This window comes from Daejeonella sp., assembly GCF_030695525.1.
Classification (GTDB): domain Bacteria; phylum Bacteroidota; class Bacteroidia; order Sphingobacteriales; family Sphingobacteriaceae; genus Daejeonella.
The window spans coordinates 1-16,842 of sequence record NZ_JAUYSS010000037.1 but is presented as its reverse complement, the minus strand read 5'-3'; the positions used below and the strand labels follow the sequence as shown (position 1 = coordinate 16,842).

10 protein-coding genes are annotated in these 16,842 nt (G+C 40.0%); 4 read left to right on the top strand and 6 right to left on the bottom strand.

Annotated features, from left to right (window positions below; all coding sequences use genetic code 11):
* The first annotated feature begins 208 nt into the window (after positions 1 to 208).
* Positions 209 to 1,738 carry a glycoside hydrolase family 10 protein gene (locus tag Q8S11_RS08250; protein ID WP_305661610.1) on the top strand — a complete coding sequence of 510 codons (1,530 nt, stop codon included), beginning with the start codon at positions 209 to 211 and terminating at the stop codon, positions 1,736 to 1,738.
* A gap of 257 nt (positions 1,739 to 1,995) precedes the next feature.
* On the opposite strand, the gene Q8S11_RS08245 is transcribed toward Q8S11_RS08250, so the two are convergent.
* From Q8S11_RS08245 to nagB, 4 genes are all read right to left on the bottom strand, one after another.
* On the bottom strand, positions 1,996 to 4,845 hold the full coding sequence (locus Q8S11_RS08245) for a pitrilysin family protein (RefSeq protein ID WP_305661609.1): 2,850 nt from the start codon (positions 4,843 to 4,845) through the stop codon (positions 1,996 to 1,998).
* 40 nt (positions 4,846 to 4,885) lie between these two features.
* Positions 4,886 to 6,043, bottom strand: a complete 1,158-nt coding sequence (locus Q8S11_RS08240) for an acyltransferase family protein (RefSeq protein WP_305661608.1) — start codon at positions 6,041 to 6,043, stop codon at positions 4,886 to 4,888.
* Positions 6,044 to 6,146: 103 nt separating this feature from the next.
* Positions 6,147 to 7,757 carry a sulfatase gene (locus Q8S11_RS08235; protein ID WP_305661607.1) on the bottom strand — a complete coding sequence of 537 codons (1,611 nt, stop codon included), beginning with the start codon at positions 7,755 to 7,757 and terminating at the stop codon, positions 6,147 to 6,149.
* Positions 7,720 to 9,636 carry a glucosamine-6-phosphate deaminase gene (gene nagB / locus Q8S11_RS08230; protein WP_305661606.1) on the bottom strand — a complete coding sequence of 639 codons (1,917 nt, stop codon included), beginning with the start codon at positions 9,634 to 9,636 and terminating at the stop codon, positions 7,720 to 7,722. The genes Q8S11_RS08235 and nagB overlap by 38 nt, the downstream gene beginning before the upstream one ends.
* A 470-nt stretch (positions 9,637 to 10,106) precedes the next feature.
* On the opposite strand from nagB, the gene Q8S11_RS08225 reads away from it, so the two are divergent.
* Genes Q8S11_RS08225 through Q8S11_RS08215 form a run of 3 tightly spaced genes read left to right on the top strand, consistent with a single transcriptional unit; the run spans position 10,107 to position 15,382 of the window.
* On the top strand, positions 10,107 to 13,220 hold the full coding sequence (locus tag Q8S11_RS08225) for a SusC/RagA family TonB-linked outer membrane protein (protein WP_305661605.1): 3,114 nt from the start codon (positions 10,107 to 10,109) through the stop codon (positions 13,218 to 13,220).
* 11 nt (positions 13,221 to 13,231) lie between these two features.
* The gene (locus Q8S11_RS08220; protein WP_305661604.1) at positions 13,232 to 14,533 is read left to right on the top strand and encodes a RagB/SusD family nutrient uptake outer membrane protein; all 1,302 of its coding nucleotides are present in this window, start codon (positions 13,232 to 13,234) and stop codon (positions 14,531 to 14,533) included.
* A 54-nt stretch (positions 14,534 to 14,587) separates the two neighbouring features.
* A complete protein-coding gene (locus Q8S11_RS08215; protein WP_305661603.1) occupies positions 14,588 to 15,382 on the top strand; it encodes an endonuclease/exonuclease/phosphatase family protein in 795 nt (264 codons plus the stop codon).
* Positions 15,383 to 15,474: 92 nt separating this feature from the next.
* On the opposite strand, the gene Q8S11_RS08210 is transcribed toward Q8S11_RS08215, so the two are convergent.
* The gene (locus Q8S11_RS08210; protein ID WP_305661642.1) at positions 15,475 to 16,218 is read right to left on the bottom strand and encodes a DeoR/GlpR family DNA-binding transcription regulator; all 744 of its coding nucleotides are present in this window, start codon (positions 16,216 to 16,218) and stop codon (positions 15,475 to 15,477) included.
* A gap of 157 nt (positions 16,219 to 16,375) precedes the next feature.
* Positions 16,376 to 16,842: porin family protein (locus Q8S11_RS08205; protein ID WP_305661602.1), on the bottom strand; the 467-nt coding region annotated here is incomplete at its 5' end.

Genomic DNA, 16,842 nt, shown 5'->3' with positions numbered 1-16,842 from the left:
AAGAAACCGAAATCGTGACAAATATATTGTTTAAGAATTGGGTTTTAACAAATTTTGACATCTGTATATTTCGGTTTTAGCCATTTAGGCTGCTTCAAGACTGAAATTAAACATTTTTTTGTTATTGTTTATCCATATTGTTGCCCAAAATACAATTATGCAGTTAATTAGATTAATTATCTTTACCCGCAAAACGTTCCTCTTATACATGGTAAATAAATTTATTTTCTTCCTCGCATTCCTTCTTGTTGCTCCTTTTTATTTAAGATCTCAAAGTAAATCTCACCCCAAACGCGAATTCAGGGGAGTTTGGGTTGCTACAGTTGCAAATATTGACTGGCCCTCCAAACCAGGATTAAGTTCAGATATCCAGAAAGCTGAATTGATCCGCATCTTTGATGATCATCAGAAAAGTGGGATCAATGCAATAATGTTGCAAATAAGACCATCTACAGATGCTTTTTATGGTAAAAGCCGTGAATTGTGGAGCCGATTTTTGACCGGAACCCAGGGAAGAGCCCCCGTTCCAAATTATGATCCTCTTGACTTTGCTATTGAGGAAGCCCATAAGCGGGGTATGGAACTTCATGCCTGGTTCAATCCTTACCGGGCGACTTTTAATCTTATCGATGCACATACAGCAGCCAACCATATTACCAAACAGAAACCTGAATGGTTCTTTACCTACGGTGGAAAGAAGCTATTTAATCCCGGGCTACCTGAAGTACGTCAGTATATTGTGAGTGTAATTATGGATGTAGTTCGAAATTATGATATTGACGGAGTACATTTCGACGATTATTTTTATCCGTATCCGGAGGCTCAGCCACTCAGGGACAGCGAAACATATTATAAATATGGGGCCGGATTCAGAAGTATTGAAGACTGGCGTCGGAATAATGTTGATACACTGATACATACTTTATCAGATAGTATTCACCATGCAAAAAAACATATCAAATTTGGTGTTAGTCCCTTTGGCATCTGGCGAAACAAATCTCAGGATCCTGAAGGCTCTGAAAGTAATGGATTTGATGGTTATAGTAAACTCTATGCCAATGCCAGGAAATGGGTTCAATCAGGATGGCTCGATTATATAAACCCGCAAATTTATTTCCCTTTTGGTTATCAGGTGGCTCCTTATGATAAATTGCTCGATTGGTGGAGCAATAATACCTTTGGGAAACATCTTTATGTGGGTCAGGGTGTTTACAGGTCATTAGAAAATAGACCCGGATGGAGCGACAGATCACAGATACCAAAGCAGATCAGGTATTTGAGAAACAATAAAAATACTCAGGGGAGTGTTTTTTTTAGCTCCAAATCGGTAACAAATAACATGGCAGGTGTGAAAGACTCCCTGCGGAGAGATTTTTACCGTTACCCTGCGCTTCAGCCAGCAATGCCCTGGTTGGATGATGTTAAACCCAATGCTCCAACTGCATTAACAGCAAAACCTGTAACTAAGGGTGTTGAATTAAGCTGGCAATTGCCTTCTGTGGCCAGTGATGGTGATCGGGCCTTTGGATATGTAATTTACAGGGTTAACCGGGGCGAGAGAATGGATACTGAACAAGCTCATCATATTTTGAAAATCTCATTTAAAGCATCGGAAACAACATATACAGATACTCTGGTAAATGCTAATCGTAGTTATACCTATGTTGTTACTGCGATTGACAGGCTTAAGAATGAAAGTCAGGCTTCAAATGCAGTTACCGCAAGCCCAAGATTCTGAGTTTTAATCTTGTAGCATAAAAAAAGCCGTTCATGAGCATGAACGGCTTTTTTAAATAATTTGAGTTCGACATATAAATATTTAAAGAGCAATATTTAACCACATAGATTGACTTACATTATGCTTCAAAGGAAACATAGATTGAAGCGAAGCTTCAAAGCTATCTGTGTCTAAAATGAAGATTGACAGCTATAAAGTACTATGTTTCTATGTGGTTTTTAAATATTACGTCGATTTCACGTTAAATAATGATCTTTCTATTTCTCAGGAAGCAATACCATTCTGATAAAATTCTCAGGGTTCAAACGATATTGAACTGTAGCTTTCAGAGCTTCAGGACTTAATTCTTTTAAAGATTCGAGATAGCTTAAAACCTGTTTAGGCTCCTCCTCATTCTGAAGTTGATTTGTCAAATAACCTAACCAGAATCCATTGTCCTTCAGTTGTGTTTCGGTGGTTCGGGTTTCTTCGGCAATAAACTTTTCAATATCCCCCGCAAGGGCACCATTGACTCTGATCTTATTGATTTCATCCAGTGTTGAGCTAATCAGTTTTTCTACATTTTCAGGGGCACAACCAAATGAAATACTGAAGCTGTAGCGTCCTGTTGGAAACTTGGTATAGGAGGCACGTGCCCCAACACCATAAACACCACCCTCATCTTCGCGCAGACGTTCGATTAGTTTAATTGTCAGAACCGAAGCCAGAGCGTTTAATTGATTATTATGTTTTTCACTCCAGGTATAATCACCGCTGAAAACAAGACGAACACTTGCCTTTGGCTCCTGGCCTTTGTAGATTTTTTTGTCAATTTTACCTGCCGGTATCTGAATCCCCAGATCCCGGGCCGCTTCCTTACGATTACTTGATGGTAATGAGCCAAGGTATTGTTCGAGCAATGGTTTGAGTTCTTCAGGTTTGAAACTTCCGACGAAAACGAATGTAAAATCACTTGCATCAGCAAAACGATCATTATAAATCTCAAAGGCACGGTCAAGGCTTACCTGATTTATTTTCTCGACAGAAGGCCCTGTTCTGCGAACATTGTAGCTTCCAAGAATGGCAGCCACAGAATCCGCAAATACACTTGCTGGGTCATTTCCTCTGTTTGCAAGCCCACCTTTTTGCTGGGTAATCAGTCCCTTAAAAGTTTCAGCATCCTTACGTGGCTGTGTGAAATAGAGATAGGTTAACTGCAAAGCAGTTTCAATGTCTTTTGGAGTGCTTGAACCAGATATTCCTTCAGTTCTCTCTGTAATGTATGGAGAGACGGAAACACGCTTTCCGCTTAATAATTTAGGAAGCTGAACGGAATTAAAATCACCTAATCCGCCATTTCTGATAATTGCGGTAGCATACAAGGCAGATTGAAAATCAGCGTCACCGTATAAGGAGGAACCACCAGGGCTGAATGCTGAAAAGCTGATTTCATCATTCTTAAAATCAGTTGGTTTCAGAATAACCTTCACTCCGTTACTAAGTTTAAATTCAGTAATTCCTATTTCTGGAATTGTTGTTTCAGAAATAACCTGAGCTCCACTTAGTTTTGCAGAAAGAAGAGGCTTATCAGAAACCTGATCAACATAAGCACTAATATCACTTTGTTTGGTTCCGCTTATCCAGCTTTCAACTTTGGCTTCATCAGGCAGATTGTCTTTATCTTTCTCTGGCCCCATGATGATCACATCACGGTTGACATCGGTAATATACTTTTTAGCCAGGTTATTCACATCGCTCAGGCTAATACCTCCTACCATGTTGTTCGCCATTTTATACTCGTATTCAATACCCGGACTAGCTTCCTGCTCCAGAAAATGGCGCAGGTATTCGTTTACAAGGCTTTCGGAAGGTGTTTTATCCTTTTCCTTAAAGGCCGATTCCATATTAGTAAGATAGGATTGCTTGGCACGGTCTAATTCGGTTTGGGTAAATCCGAATCGCTGAACCCGTTCAGTTTCTGTAAGAATGGCTTTAAATCCTCTTTCCATTTCCCCGGGTTTAGCCACAACAAATACATTATACATGTCAAGACCGGCTAAAAAGCCACTTATATTTGCTCCCGCCTGTAAAAAAGGAGGATCAGCCTGTTTGCTCATATCAGCAAAGCGGGTTCCGATCATTGAATTGAAAAGAGATCTTAAAATACTGTTTCTGTAATCTGTTGTAGTGATCAGCTTCGATTCCGGATGCTTGATCATGATCTGTGCAACACTCACAGGAAACTCCTGATCAGTAACAGCGATGAATTGATTTTTATTTAATAAGGAAATGGAATACCTGGTCCGCTCCCGGGGCTTGACAGGATTTTTAAGATCAGAGAATTTGGCCTTGATAGTTTGTTCCATTGCATCAACATCAATATCTCCAACCACTATTAATGCCTGAAGGTCAGGCCGGTACCAATCTTTGTAAAACTGTTTAATTGTTTCGGTTGAGAAATTCTTCAATACTTCTTCAGTACCGATTGGAAGGCGGTCAGAATAACGTGAATTATTGAACAGCATTGGAAGATATTTATCCTGCATGCGCTGCTGTGCTCCCTTTCCTAAACGCTTTTCTTCAAGAACAACTCCCCTTTCCTTATCAATTTCAACTGGATCTAATGTTGCATCCTGGGCCCAGTCGCGCATGATCTGGATACCATTTTTGAGAACTTCAGGATCATCTGAAGGAATTGGAAGCTGATACACAGTTTCATCAAAACTGGTGTAGGCGTTCAGATCTGCACCAAAACGTACTCCTGTTTTTTGAAGGTAATTGACCAGATCATTTTTAGGAAAGTTCTTCGTTCCATTGAAACCCATATGTTCCATAAAATGAGCCAGCCCGAGTTGGTCATCATTTTCCATGATTGAGCCTATTTTGTTTGCCAGATAAAGCTGAACCCGATTTTTGGGTTCAATATTTTTCCTGATATAATAGGTAAAACCATTCGGAAGCTTACCAATTCTGATTGCCGGATCTAAAGGAATGATCTCTGAAGCAGATTGTTTTGTTGCAGCCGAAGCAGTTTTACTCTTTACAGCTGTTTGAGCATTTAACACCCCTCCAGCAGCAAACAGTACCGCTACCGAGAGGGTAAGTACTTTTTTATTTAGAAATTTCATTTTTATTTTGGTTTATAATTGGACTGCAAAATAAGAAAAACTAAACCTTGATAATAATTTTTTTGTTGTACATCCACCATAGGATGACCAACCAGATCAGAATAAAGGTAACTGCACCAGCCAGTGAGGCGTTAATTGGAGAGAAGTAAGGACTGAAGAAGGTTTCATACATCCATTCCCTTGAGTTTACTGTGCTTCCATCAGGCAAACTAATCTTAATCATGGTAAGAATTCTTGGGATAAGTCCGGAAAGGAAAAATACGGTTATTGCATTTACACCATAAACAACAAATGGTTTTATTCCTTTTTTGTATCCCTGTACATCTATCATCCAGTAACATAATGCAAGTCCTATAGTAGCCAATCCGCCGGAATAAAGTACAAAAGAACTTGTCCATAATGCTTTGTTTATCGGAAAACACAGATCCCAGATCAGGCCAAGAATAACCGCTAATATCCCAATTGAAAACATCCAGGAAATTTTCACACTTTCTTCCCTGTCTTTACGTTTGAGCCAGTTACCTACGAGTACTCCAAAAAGCCCTGTTGCTATCGCAGGGAGGGTACTCAGAATTCCTTCAGGATCCCAGGTTTTTGCTGAGCGCCATAAATGCGCTTCTGTAAGCAAGGTTCTGTCTATCCAGGCACCCAGGTTAGTTTCTTTTTCCAGATTCGCGTATCCCACCCCGGGAACAGGGATGAGGGTCATCATTGCCCAGTATGCAATAAGGATCCCTATCAATAATCTTAGCTGGGTTTTTGGATTGGTTTTTATAAAAATCAGGGCCGTAATGAAGAATACAACAGCTATTCGTTGCAGAACTCCGGGGATTCGTACTGTCTGAAAGGCTTCAAGCGGTTCAGTAAATACTTTTGGAAATAGATTTAGAAATAAACCAAGCCCAAATAATATCAATGCCCTTTTCAGGGCTGTCATGATTAGCTTTGAATGGCTCATGTATCCCTTTTTACTACCGAGTGCATAGCTTATTGAAACTCCCACAATAAATAAAAAGAAAGGGAAAATAAGGTCTGTTGGTGTGCAACCATGCCATTCGGCATGTTTTAAAGGGGCATAGATATGAGTCCAGCTACCCGGGTTATTGACCAATATCATGGCTGCTACGGTCAGCCCTCTGAAAACATCAAGAGATAATAGTCTGACCGGAGATTGTTGAAGAATAGAAGGTTGAGACATCAGGATTTTTATAAATGATATTAAATCTGCATTTTTTTATTTTAATAAAAAAGGGATTACATGATTTAATACATGAGCGTCGCTTAGCGCTGATTAATCGGTCTCAATATCGAAATGAACAAGGTCCTGAAAAATTCTGAGCCAATACTTTTAAAGCAGTATCATCCTTGTTTTCAAAACTCAGTTGTTTGAGTTGCTCCTTTAGATCCTCTGTAATTATCTGATATTTTTTCAGGCCATAAAGATTTTTCATTTCATTGGGGTCTTTTTTGAGGTCATAAAGCTCCCAGAAATCCTTATGTTCATAAAAACGGATCAGTTTATAGCGGTGGGTGCGAATTCCAAAATGCTTTAAAACGCTATGTTCGCCCGGGTATTCATAAAAATGATAATAAGCTGAATTTCTGATGCTTGCATTGGTATTTCTGAATAGTGGCATCATGGATTTACCCTGAATCTCCTTTGGAATAGCCATACCGGCAGCTTCTAAAAATGTAGGGGCGAAGTCAACATTAGAGATGATTTGATTGGAGACAGTCCCCGGCTTTATTATACCGGGGTATCTGATAATCAAAGGCGTACGCATTGACTCTTCGTACATGAAACGTTTGTCGAACCAGCCATGCTCACCCATATAAAATCCCTGATCGGAGGTGTAAACCACAATGGTATTTTTTGTAAGATCGTTCTGATCGAGATAAGAAAGGATTCTACCGATGTTACGGTCGAGGGAGAGCGTGGTGCTGTAATAATCCTTCATATACCGCTGATATTTCCACTCCGTTAATTCTTTTCCTGTCAGCTTCCGGTTCAGAAAATCCTGGTCTATTTTATCATAATAGGCATTCCATTTTAAACGCTGATCAGGATTCATACGGGCAAGAAAAGAAGCTGCCAGTTCATCCGGTTCACTTCTCATTTTAAGATCATAACCCAGTTTCATAGTCTTTTCTATCGACATATCCTGCATTCCGGCAGCTATCCGGTTTGAATATTGGTCATAAAAATTTTTTGGAAGAGGGAAATTGACCTTATCGAATTTACCCAGATCCTGAATATCAGGCATCCATGTGCGGTGAGGTGCTTTTTCACCGACCACCACGAAGAAAGGTTTTGAATGATCGCGTTTATCAAGAAAGTCGATGGTCAGGTCAGTTATTACATCGGTAGCATATCCTTCTTTTCGGGTTGTATCGCCCTGCATATTTATCAGATCAGGATTATAGTATTGCCCCTGGCCCGGTAAAATATTCCAGTAAGTAAATCCCTGAGGATAGGAAACCAGATGCCACTTTCCAATCCAGGCAGTTTGAAATCCGGATTGTTTGAGACGAGCAGGGAATACATCCTGAGATGCATCGAATGTGTCACGGTTGTCGCGCATTCCATTAATATGACTGTATTTTCCGGTCAGCAATACGGCCCTGCTTGGTCCGCAAATTGAATTTGCGACAAATGCTTTCTTAAAAAGAGCTCCCTCTTTTGCTAAACGGTCGATATTGGGAGTAGCTCCATATTTCGATCCATACGCACCAATAGTAGAAATAGCATGATCATCGGTCAGAATGATGATTATATTGGGCTTTGAAGTTTGCTGAGCATAGCCGTTTAGCCCAATTGCCATACTTAAAAGAACTATTACAATCGTTTTTTTCATCATATCTGAACAGAACAGATTAGAATTTCCACCTGACAAAGGCTTCCATTGCTTCATATTCAGCCAAACCCAGTTTATCGTATGCTTTGGCGGTTTCACGGGTACGGTCCTCGGCACGGACCCAAAACTCCCTGGCATCATCACCCGGAAATACTGGTCTGTCTTTTTGGGACTGATGTTTGAAGATTGCGAACCGCTTGCGTTCAACTTCCTGCGGTGAAAGCGGAACAGCCATTTGAATTTCATGAGTCTCGAACTCATGCCAGGCACCTCTGTACAGCCATAGCCAGCAATCTTTTATCCATTCCCTGTCCTTCAAGCGCACAAGTGCCTGAATAAGAATATCAAAACATACTTTATGAGTACCATGCGGATCAGCAAAATCGCCCGCAGCAAAAATCTGATGGGGTTTAATTTTTTCCAGAAGGTCTATAGTGACTTTGATATCATCCTCAGAAACTGGATTCTTATCCGTTTTACCCCTGTCATAAAAAGGTAAAGCCATAAAGTGAATCTGATCGTCGCTAAGTCCGGCGAAACGTGCACCGCTGATCGCTTCCCCTTTACGGATCAATCCTTTTAATATCTGAATTTCGGATGTATCAGCCTGATTGGGCTGTTTTGACTCCATAAAATTCCTCATTGACAGGTAAAGATCATCCAGTTTTTGGGTATCTAAATTAATAGATTTACTAAAATCGCGGGCAAATTCAACAAAACGTAGCGCATCATCGTCCCAAACCGCAGTATTACCAGAAGTCTGGTATGCAACATGTACATCATGACCCTGATCTACCAGGCGGATGAATGTTCCACCCATTGAAATTACATCATCATCCGGATGCGGGGAGAATATAATAACCCGCTTTTTATCAGGAACAGCACGCTCAGGCCTTTGTGAGTCGTCGGCATTGCCTTTTCCACCCGGCCAGCCAGTAATTGTGTGCTGAAGTTTATTGAAAATATGAATATTGATATTATAAACAGGCCCCTTTTCTGTAGCAAGCTGAGCCATGCCATGACTATTATAATCTTCTTCAGTAAGCTTTAATATCGGTTTTCCAAGGGTATTGGCAAGCCAGATCACTGCTTTTTTGATCATTTGTTCATCCCAGATGCAATCTTTTACCAGCCATGGAGTGTTGAAGCGGGTTAGGTCTGAAGCGGCATCCTGATCAAGTATGAATTCAACACTTTCTGAAAGCTGAAGATAGGTTGCCGGAACTTCTGAGGAGATCTCACCTTCAACGGCTTTTTTAATAATGGAGGCTTTTTTCAGGCTCCATGCCATTAAAATAATTTCTCTTGCCTTGAAGATGGTACCGATACCCATCGTTATCGCTTTGGTAGGCACATTTTCTTTTCCACCAAAATCGCGTGAAGCATCACGACGGGTAAGGTCATCGAGAGTGACCAGCCTGGTCCCTGAATTTGGTGCAGAACCAGGTTCGTTAAAACCAATGTGTCCGGTTCGGCCTATACCCAGTATCTGAAGGTCGAGCCCACCAAGGGAGGTGATTTTCTTCTCATATTCCAGGCAGAAGCCATGAATTGTTTCGATTGCTAAGGTTCCATCAGGGATATGAACATTAGCCATATCAATATCAATATGCTTGAACAGATTTTCCTTCATGAAAGTCACATAGCTTTGCGGAGATGTGGGTTTCATCGGAAAATATTCGTCAAGGTTAAATGTGATTACATTCTTAAAGCTTAGACCTTCTTCTTTGTGAATCCGTACCAGTTCTTTGTAAACTCCAACCGGTGTAGCACCGGTTGCAAGCCCAAGAATTGCGTTCTCTCCATTCTTTTGTTTTTTGATGATCAAATCAGAAATCCGGCGTGCAACCATTCTGGCAGCGGTTTCTTCATTTGGATAAACAGTAACGGGAAGTTTTTCGAAGCGGGTTTCTTCAAGTAAATTTAATCTTGCCATGAGAGGGTCAGACTTGTTAAGGTGAGAGGCAAATATAAAAAAATTAAACTTTTAGGGCAGCAGATGATTTTTTCAATTTTTTTCAATTTTTTTCAATTTTTTGCGGGTTTTTGCGGATTTTTTAAAAAAATATGATATTGAATTTGAAAACTGAATATTTAAATACAGCCTAAATATTGTCGATTTTATGTCATTTATACAAATAGTGGAACATATTTTCGAATTGTTCGGCCCAATATTTATAAAATAATTTGGAAAATAACCGCAAATTGAATTAGGTTTGTCCTGAAAATTTCAAAAATCCTGCAAAAACCTGAAAGATTGATTAGTGTAATCATGGTATTTTAAAAGGAAAATCGTATGAATGTAACATGCAGACCTATTAAGAATCCTACTGAGAAACAAAAGTCTTATCTATTCATAAAAGGTAAACACTTAAATCACATTTATTTACAATTAATTCCATTTCAATGAGAAAAATTTACTCTTCCGGATGGCCAAAACACTTTCTGGCATTCGGTCTTATGCTTTTTTTAGTTATTCTCTGCAGCGAGATTAATGCACAGACGCGCAGATATATAATAAGTGGAAAAGTAACAGACGCAAAAACGAATGAAACATTGCCCGGTGTTGCTGTGAGACTTACTTCAACAACATCAGGGATATCTACGAATTTAGATGGGAATTATTCTCTTACAGCTGACGTAAATCCCGGACAGTACACAGTTTCATTCACATACATCGGGTATCAGACCATTTCCAAAACAGTACAATTAGGAACTGAATTATCTGTAACTCTAAATGCTGAAATTGGGCAAAGTTCTGTTGGTCTTGACGAAGTTATCATCACAGGAACTTCAGAAGGTACAACCCGCCGCCAATTAGGTAATTACGTAGGTTCTGTTAGTGGAGACAACCTTAATAAGGGTGCTGCAGGAAACGTCCTTACTGGTCTTCAGGGAAAAGTAGCAGGCGCGCAAATTACCCAAAATCAGGGTGACCCTGCCGGCGGTATGTCTGTAAGATTACGTGGTATCAGCTCGGTCAACTCCTCTTCTGATCCACTATATATTATTGATGGTGTTATAGCGAATAATGCTACTTCAAGCGTTACCGACAACCAGCAAAACAGATTGGTTGATATTAATCCGGCAGACATTGATCGTATTGAAGTGCTGAATGGTGCAGCCGCTGCGGCAATTTATGGTTCACGTGCAAACGCCGGTGTAGTTCAGATCTTTACGAAAAGAGGAAGTACCGGAGAGCCTCAGGTATCCTTTTCTTCAACTTACATGAATAGTGAGTTACGTAAGAAGCTTCCTGTTAATATGGCTCCTGTTAAATTTGGGGGTCCAACTGATGGTCCCGGAGCTTTAACTCAGGATATTATCAGTCTTGTTGGAGGGGTACTACCTACTAATACAACTGCAGTTACCAGATATGATTATCAGGATTATATTTTCCGAAATGCAAGCGGAGTTGACAATAACTTTTCAGTAAGCGGTGGAAGTGATAAAACTAAGTTCTATACCTCTGCTTCTTATTTTACAAACGAAGGTATCGTTCAAAATACAGATTATACCCGTTTTGGTTTAAGGGCAAATGTTGATCAGACACTTTCCAAATGGGCGACTTTCAGGGCAGGCTTAAACTTTGTAAGGAGTGATGCTAACGAAAAACCATATGGTAATGGTTTAATTGTTCCTGTAGGAATTCAATGGATTATTGCCAATTACCACGATATCTGGAAGCGTGATGCTTTGGGTAACCTTCAGGCCATCGGGGAAAGAGGCCGTGTTAATCCGGTTTCTATTATTGAAGACATCAAGCAGGCTCAAAGAACAAACAGGGTTCTTGCAAATGCAGGCTTTAAGTTGTTCCCTGTTAAAAACCTGACCATTGATTATAATATAGGTATCGATAATGCTGCACAGGAAGGTACTCTTTTTGTACCTCCATACAGTTATAATGTAAGTACTGCAGGTGGTTCATATGGTGGCGGACCAACACTTGATCCGGCACAAAATGGTTATGCAAGTAAACGTACGGCAAACCAGTATTTGTTTAACAATGACTTGAATATTACCTATGATTTTTCAATAACAAGTAAAATCAGTTCTACCAGTCAGCTGGGATACTCATACCAGTATCAAAATGGTTCCAATACAAGTGCAGAAGGCAGAGGACTCGCTCCATTTGTTCAAACTGTAGGTGGTGCAAGTACACCACTTGTTGGTGGAGATGGCAGAAGTGAATTCTCTGTAGAAGGAGCGTACTTCCAGCAAAATTTTAAGGTTAACAACAATTTCTTCCTGACCGGTGCCGTTCGTATGGATGGTTCAAGTGTATTTGGAGAAAACCAGCGTAACCAGATCTACCTTAAAGGTAGTGGTAGTTACGTTTTATCTTCTACTAAGTTTTGGGAAGGCCTTGGAGTTTCCTCATGGTGGGATGTTATGAAGGTGCGTGCTGCCTATGGTGAATCAGGCAACCTGACAGGTATTGGTGCATACGAGAGACTTAATTCATATAGTACCTCATCTTATTTGGGAAGAACTTCATTCACATCCAACAACCAGCAAGCAAATGAAAATGTTAAGCCGGAACGCCAGAACGAGTTCGAAATTGGAACTGACCTTTTCTTTCTTAAGAACAGGTTAGGGCTGACCTTTAACTATTATAATAAGAAGGTTAGTGATTTGCTGTTGTCAAGACAGATCGCTCCAACTACAGGTTTTACAAGCAAGCTTGATAATTACGGTTCATTAGAAAATACCGGTATTGAGTTCCTGGTAACGGGTGCTCCGATCAGATCAAATGATTTTTCATGGGATGCAACGTTGATTTTCAACAGAAACAGGAATAAAGCAACAAATGTTGGTGCAGGTGTTACAGCATTTACAAATACCTCATCTGGGCCGGTATCATTAATAAATGGCCAGCCAATTGGTTTATACTACGGTTCTTATTTTGCGAGAGATGCACAGGGGAATTTACTACTCACACCAACCGGGCTTCCTCAAACTGAAAGGGGAGTTCAAACCGATCCACTAAACCCTACGCCACAACGTAATGCGGCTGGTCAGCCTACCGGTACTGTTCTGCGTAAAGTAATTGGTAACCCTAATCCTGATTGGAATGGTTCATTAGTGAATGAGTTTTCCTATAAAAAATTAAGTTTCAGAGTTCAGTTGGATACAGAGCAAGGTGGTGAAAGATGGGCTGCTGACTGGAGAACTGCCCAGGGTGTTGGAGCAGGTAAAGTTGCAGAAGCAGAACATTTAGGCTTAGTACCACGCGGATATGTTAATGCAAATTATAATATTGAGGAATGGCGCTCTCAGCCTGGTCATTGGGTAAAACTAAGAGACGTATCTCTAAGCTACAGGTTTGGTTCCGTTAAGTATTTGAAAGATTTGACACTAAGTGTTTCGGGTAGAAACCTTATTTCATGGGATGATTTTGAAGGAGGATACGATCCTGAAGTAAATTCGGGTGGACAAAGTTCTATTGTTAGAGGTATCGATTTCGGTGCAGTTCCTGTTCCAAGATCATTTAATTTTGGTTTACAGGCTAAATTTTAATTATAAATAAGATGAAAAAGAAATTATATATAGCATATTCGATTCTGGCGCTTTTGGTTCTGAGCTTAGCCGGATGTGACAAAAACTATTCTGACCCTGCCCGGGCAACTCAAGACGATGTAAATACAAGTACAAAAGGATTAACCGGGGTGGCGGTTTCACTTCAGTCGCGGTATGCCGCCGGCCGTGGGAATATCTACAATACGATTACCATGAGTGGCTTCCTTGCCAATGAACTTGTTTTATTGAATCAGGGAAATACCGCCGAGTTACAGCTTAGCCTGGGTGGAGCTACTCTGGATGGTGCTAATACTGTTATTGGAAATCTTTGGTCAAACAGTAATAAGATCATTTTTGATGCAAACCTTGTTATTACCAACTCTGCTGCCTTTCCTGATAAGGCGCTTGTAAGCGGCCTGGTTGGCTATGCCACTATTTTTAAAGCTCTTGCTCTGGGTGATCTGGCAGCATTTTGGGAGAGGGTTCCTGCAGGTAATGGTGAAAATGTGACGTTCATCACCCGTGCAGAAGCATATACCAAAATCATAGCTGATATTGATCTGGCTTTAGCGGGAATCACGCAAAATCCAATAAGTACAGCGTTTTTGGGAACTACTCCTGCCGGAATAGATATTCCAAATACTTTACGTGCCCTCAAAGCAAGATATGCTTTATACAATGGCAATTTTGCTTTGGCACTATCTACAGCAAATTCAGTTGATCTCTCTAAAAAGTCAGGTTTCCAGCATAATGCAACTGTAAATCAGAATGGTATTTACGTTGCTGTGACCGGTACAAATAACTTATGGCAGCCTATTAATAATACTTTAGGTCTTCCAACTGGTATCACGCCAGACCCTGCTGACAAGCGTTTATCTTTCTATCTATCTGAAAATCTTACAATCGCACCAAGATGGCGGATGAATGGGTTCGCCGCAGCTTTGACAACTGAATGGCCGGTTTATCTTCCAGGTGAGATGACTTTAATCAAAGCTGAAGCTTATGCCCGTCAGACAAGTCCTGATGCCGCACTTGCATTGATTGAACTAAATAAGATTATCACTAAAAAGCCGGCGGCAGATCCTTATGGTGTAGGTGCTGACCTTTCGCCATTGGTAGGACCGCTGACTCAGGCTCAGCTTATAACAGAGATTTATAAACAACGTTCTATTGAAATGTTTCTATCAGGTCAGAGGCTTGAAGATTCTCGCCGTTTAGGTCGCGCGCAAGCAGAAAGAAAACGGAATTTTGTTAATTATCCATTCCGCGAAAGGGATCAAAATCCAAATACCCCTGCTGATCCATCATTTTAATCAATTGTATAATTTTAAAGGGAGCCTGGCTCCCTTTTTTTTTAAGCTTTTTTTATGAAATACTATATTGCTATCCTCTTTTTACTGACCATCCACAATTCGGATTTAAAGGCACAGACCCTAAAAGTATTAACTTATAATATACACATAGGTCAGGATGCAGCTAATAACGATCAGCTAAAGAAGATGGCTGATTTTATAAAGTCATCAAAGGCAGATATTGTCGGACTGCAGGAAGTTGATAGTGTTTGCATCCGATCTGGTAAGGTAGACCAGATGAAATTTTTAGCTGAGCATACTGGTATGCATTATGCTTATGCCAGGCATTTCGCATTTGATGGGGGATCTTATGGTATTGGAATACTCTCAAAACTTCCACTTTCTGATATTAAAGACCATAGGATCATATTAACCAGTAGTGGTAAAACAGATGCTGATACAAGAGCTTTGTTAACTGCCAATATTGTAGCAGGTAAAACAAAAATCATGTTTGGTACAGTACATTTGGATTATCGGGATTCAAATTCGAGACTTGCGCAGTCAGAAGAGTTGGTTAAAATTTTTGGAAGTAGGCAATTACCGGTCATTTTAACCGGTGATTTTAATGCCGAACCTGGAACAAAAGAGATGGTAAACCTGCAGTCGGTCTTTACAGACACCGGAAAAGACCAGGATTACTCCTATTCTGCCAATAAGCCGGTAAAAAAGATCGACTATGTATTGGTTAGTAGTGCACATTTGGCAAAATCCAAAAAAAGCATTGTTTTTCCGGTATTGTTATCAGACCATCTTCCGGTATTGTCTGCAATAAAAATACAAAAAGGTGCATCAAGTGATAGAAAACGTTAGGGTGATTTAATAAAGGGAGGGAAACTTGTAATTACGATCATCTAATTTTTTTTCTGAGTTATTATATATAGTTCAAATCGCTTTGTTTTTGCTCATAGCACCTGGGTCTGCTGCGCGTATAATTTAACCTTTGAATCTGTAGGTGGCAGGTCAGTAATCAGATAGTCGATTTTATTTAAGGAGCAAACTTTCATCTTTTTAACTGAATTCAGCTTTTCGCCAATACACATTACAGCAATTCTAGCCGAAGCCCTGATCATTGCTTTTTTTACCTGCAAAACTTCCCAGTCAGAATCAGTTATTCCTTCTTTTAAGTCAATTCCATTTACTCCCAGAAGACATAAATCCACGCCAATTTCAGAAAGGTCTCCAATTGTTTTGGAACCCATGTTGACCTTGGCGTTCTTATTAAGTGTACCACCTATCAAAACTACTGTCAAAAGTTTCTTTTCAGAAAGTTCAAGTGCAACAATAGGGCTAATGGTGAAGATGGTAGCTTCAAGATCATCCGGAATTAACCTGGCCATTTCAATTACGGTTGTTCCACCACCTGTGAGTACAATCATTCCCTCTGTTATCAGACTTATAGCCTTTCGGGCTATTTCCTTTTTTGATTCCTGGGCATAAATCTCGATTTCCTTATAAGGAAAATGAAATGATTTTGAAAGAGCCCCTCCATGTACTTTTAGAATTTTTCCACTTTCCGCCAGCTCAATTAAATCCCGCCTTACGGTATCTTCCGAGACCATCAATTGCATACTTAGATCGGAAGATAAAACCTTGTTATGTAAATTGAGCTGATTAACGATATAGGCATGGCGTTCTTTTTTTAACATCCCGCCAGCAATAATTTCCTTCATTCTATCAGTATATTTAAAGCCTAATCCAAAGCTTTAAATTAAGCTTTAATTATTTAAGAGAGAATTCAAATTCAATAAAAAAACTTTTACCTATGGGCAAAAGTTTTTCTCAACAAAATGATATGTCAAGTATTTAGAGAAGTTTGATTCCCAAACTCAGGTGGAACAAATTCTGTTTTTGGTTATACTTTTCACTTTGACTAACATTACTTAATCCAGCTTCGTAGCGTAAGTCAAGTGTCAGATTGCCCAGATCGACACCTGTGCCGGCTTGCAGTCCCAGGGTTTGTTTTTTGTAATTTCCAAAATCACTTACACTCTGGTATGCTTGAGCAAAAGTGGTGGTTTCATCGATAATAAATGATACTACCGGACCGGCCATAAAGCGAAGATTGAGTTTATCCGGGCCGATTTTCGTTCCCAGCAATAATGGAAGGTCAAGCGTAGTAAATTTTACTTTTCCGTTTGCAGTGATATCATTACCGTTATTATCTTCTATCCTGACGAATTCATTTCCCTTACTACCCAGGTATAATTCTGGCTGAAAGTACATTCCAACTGCACCAATTCTGGAAAATATTCCGGCCTGATAACCCATAA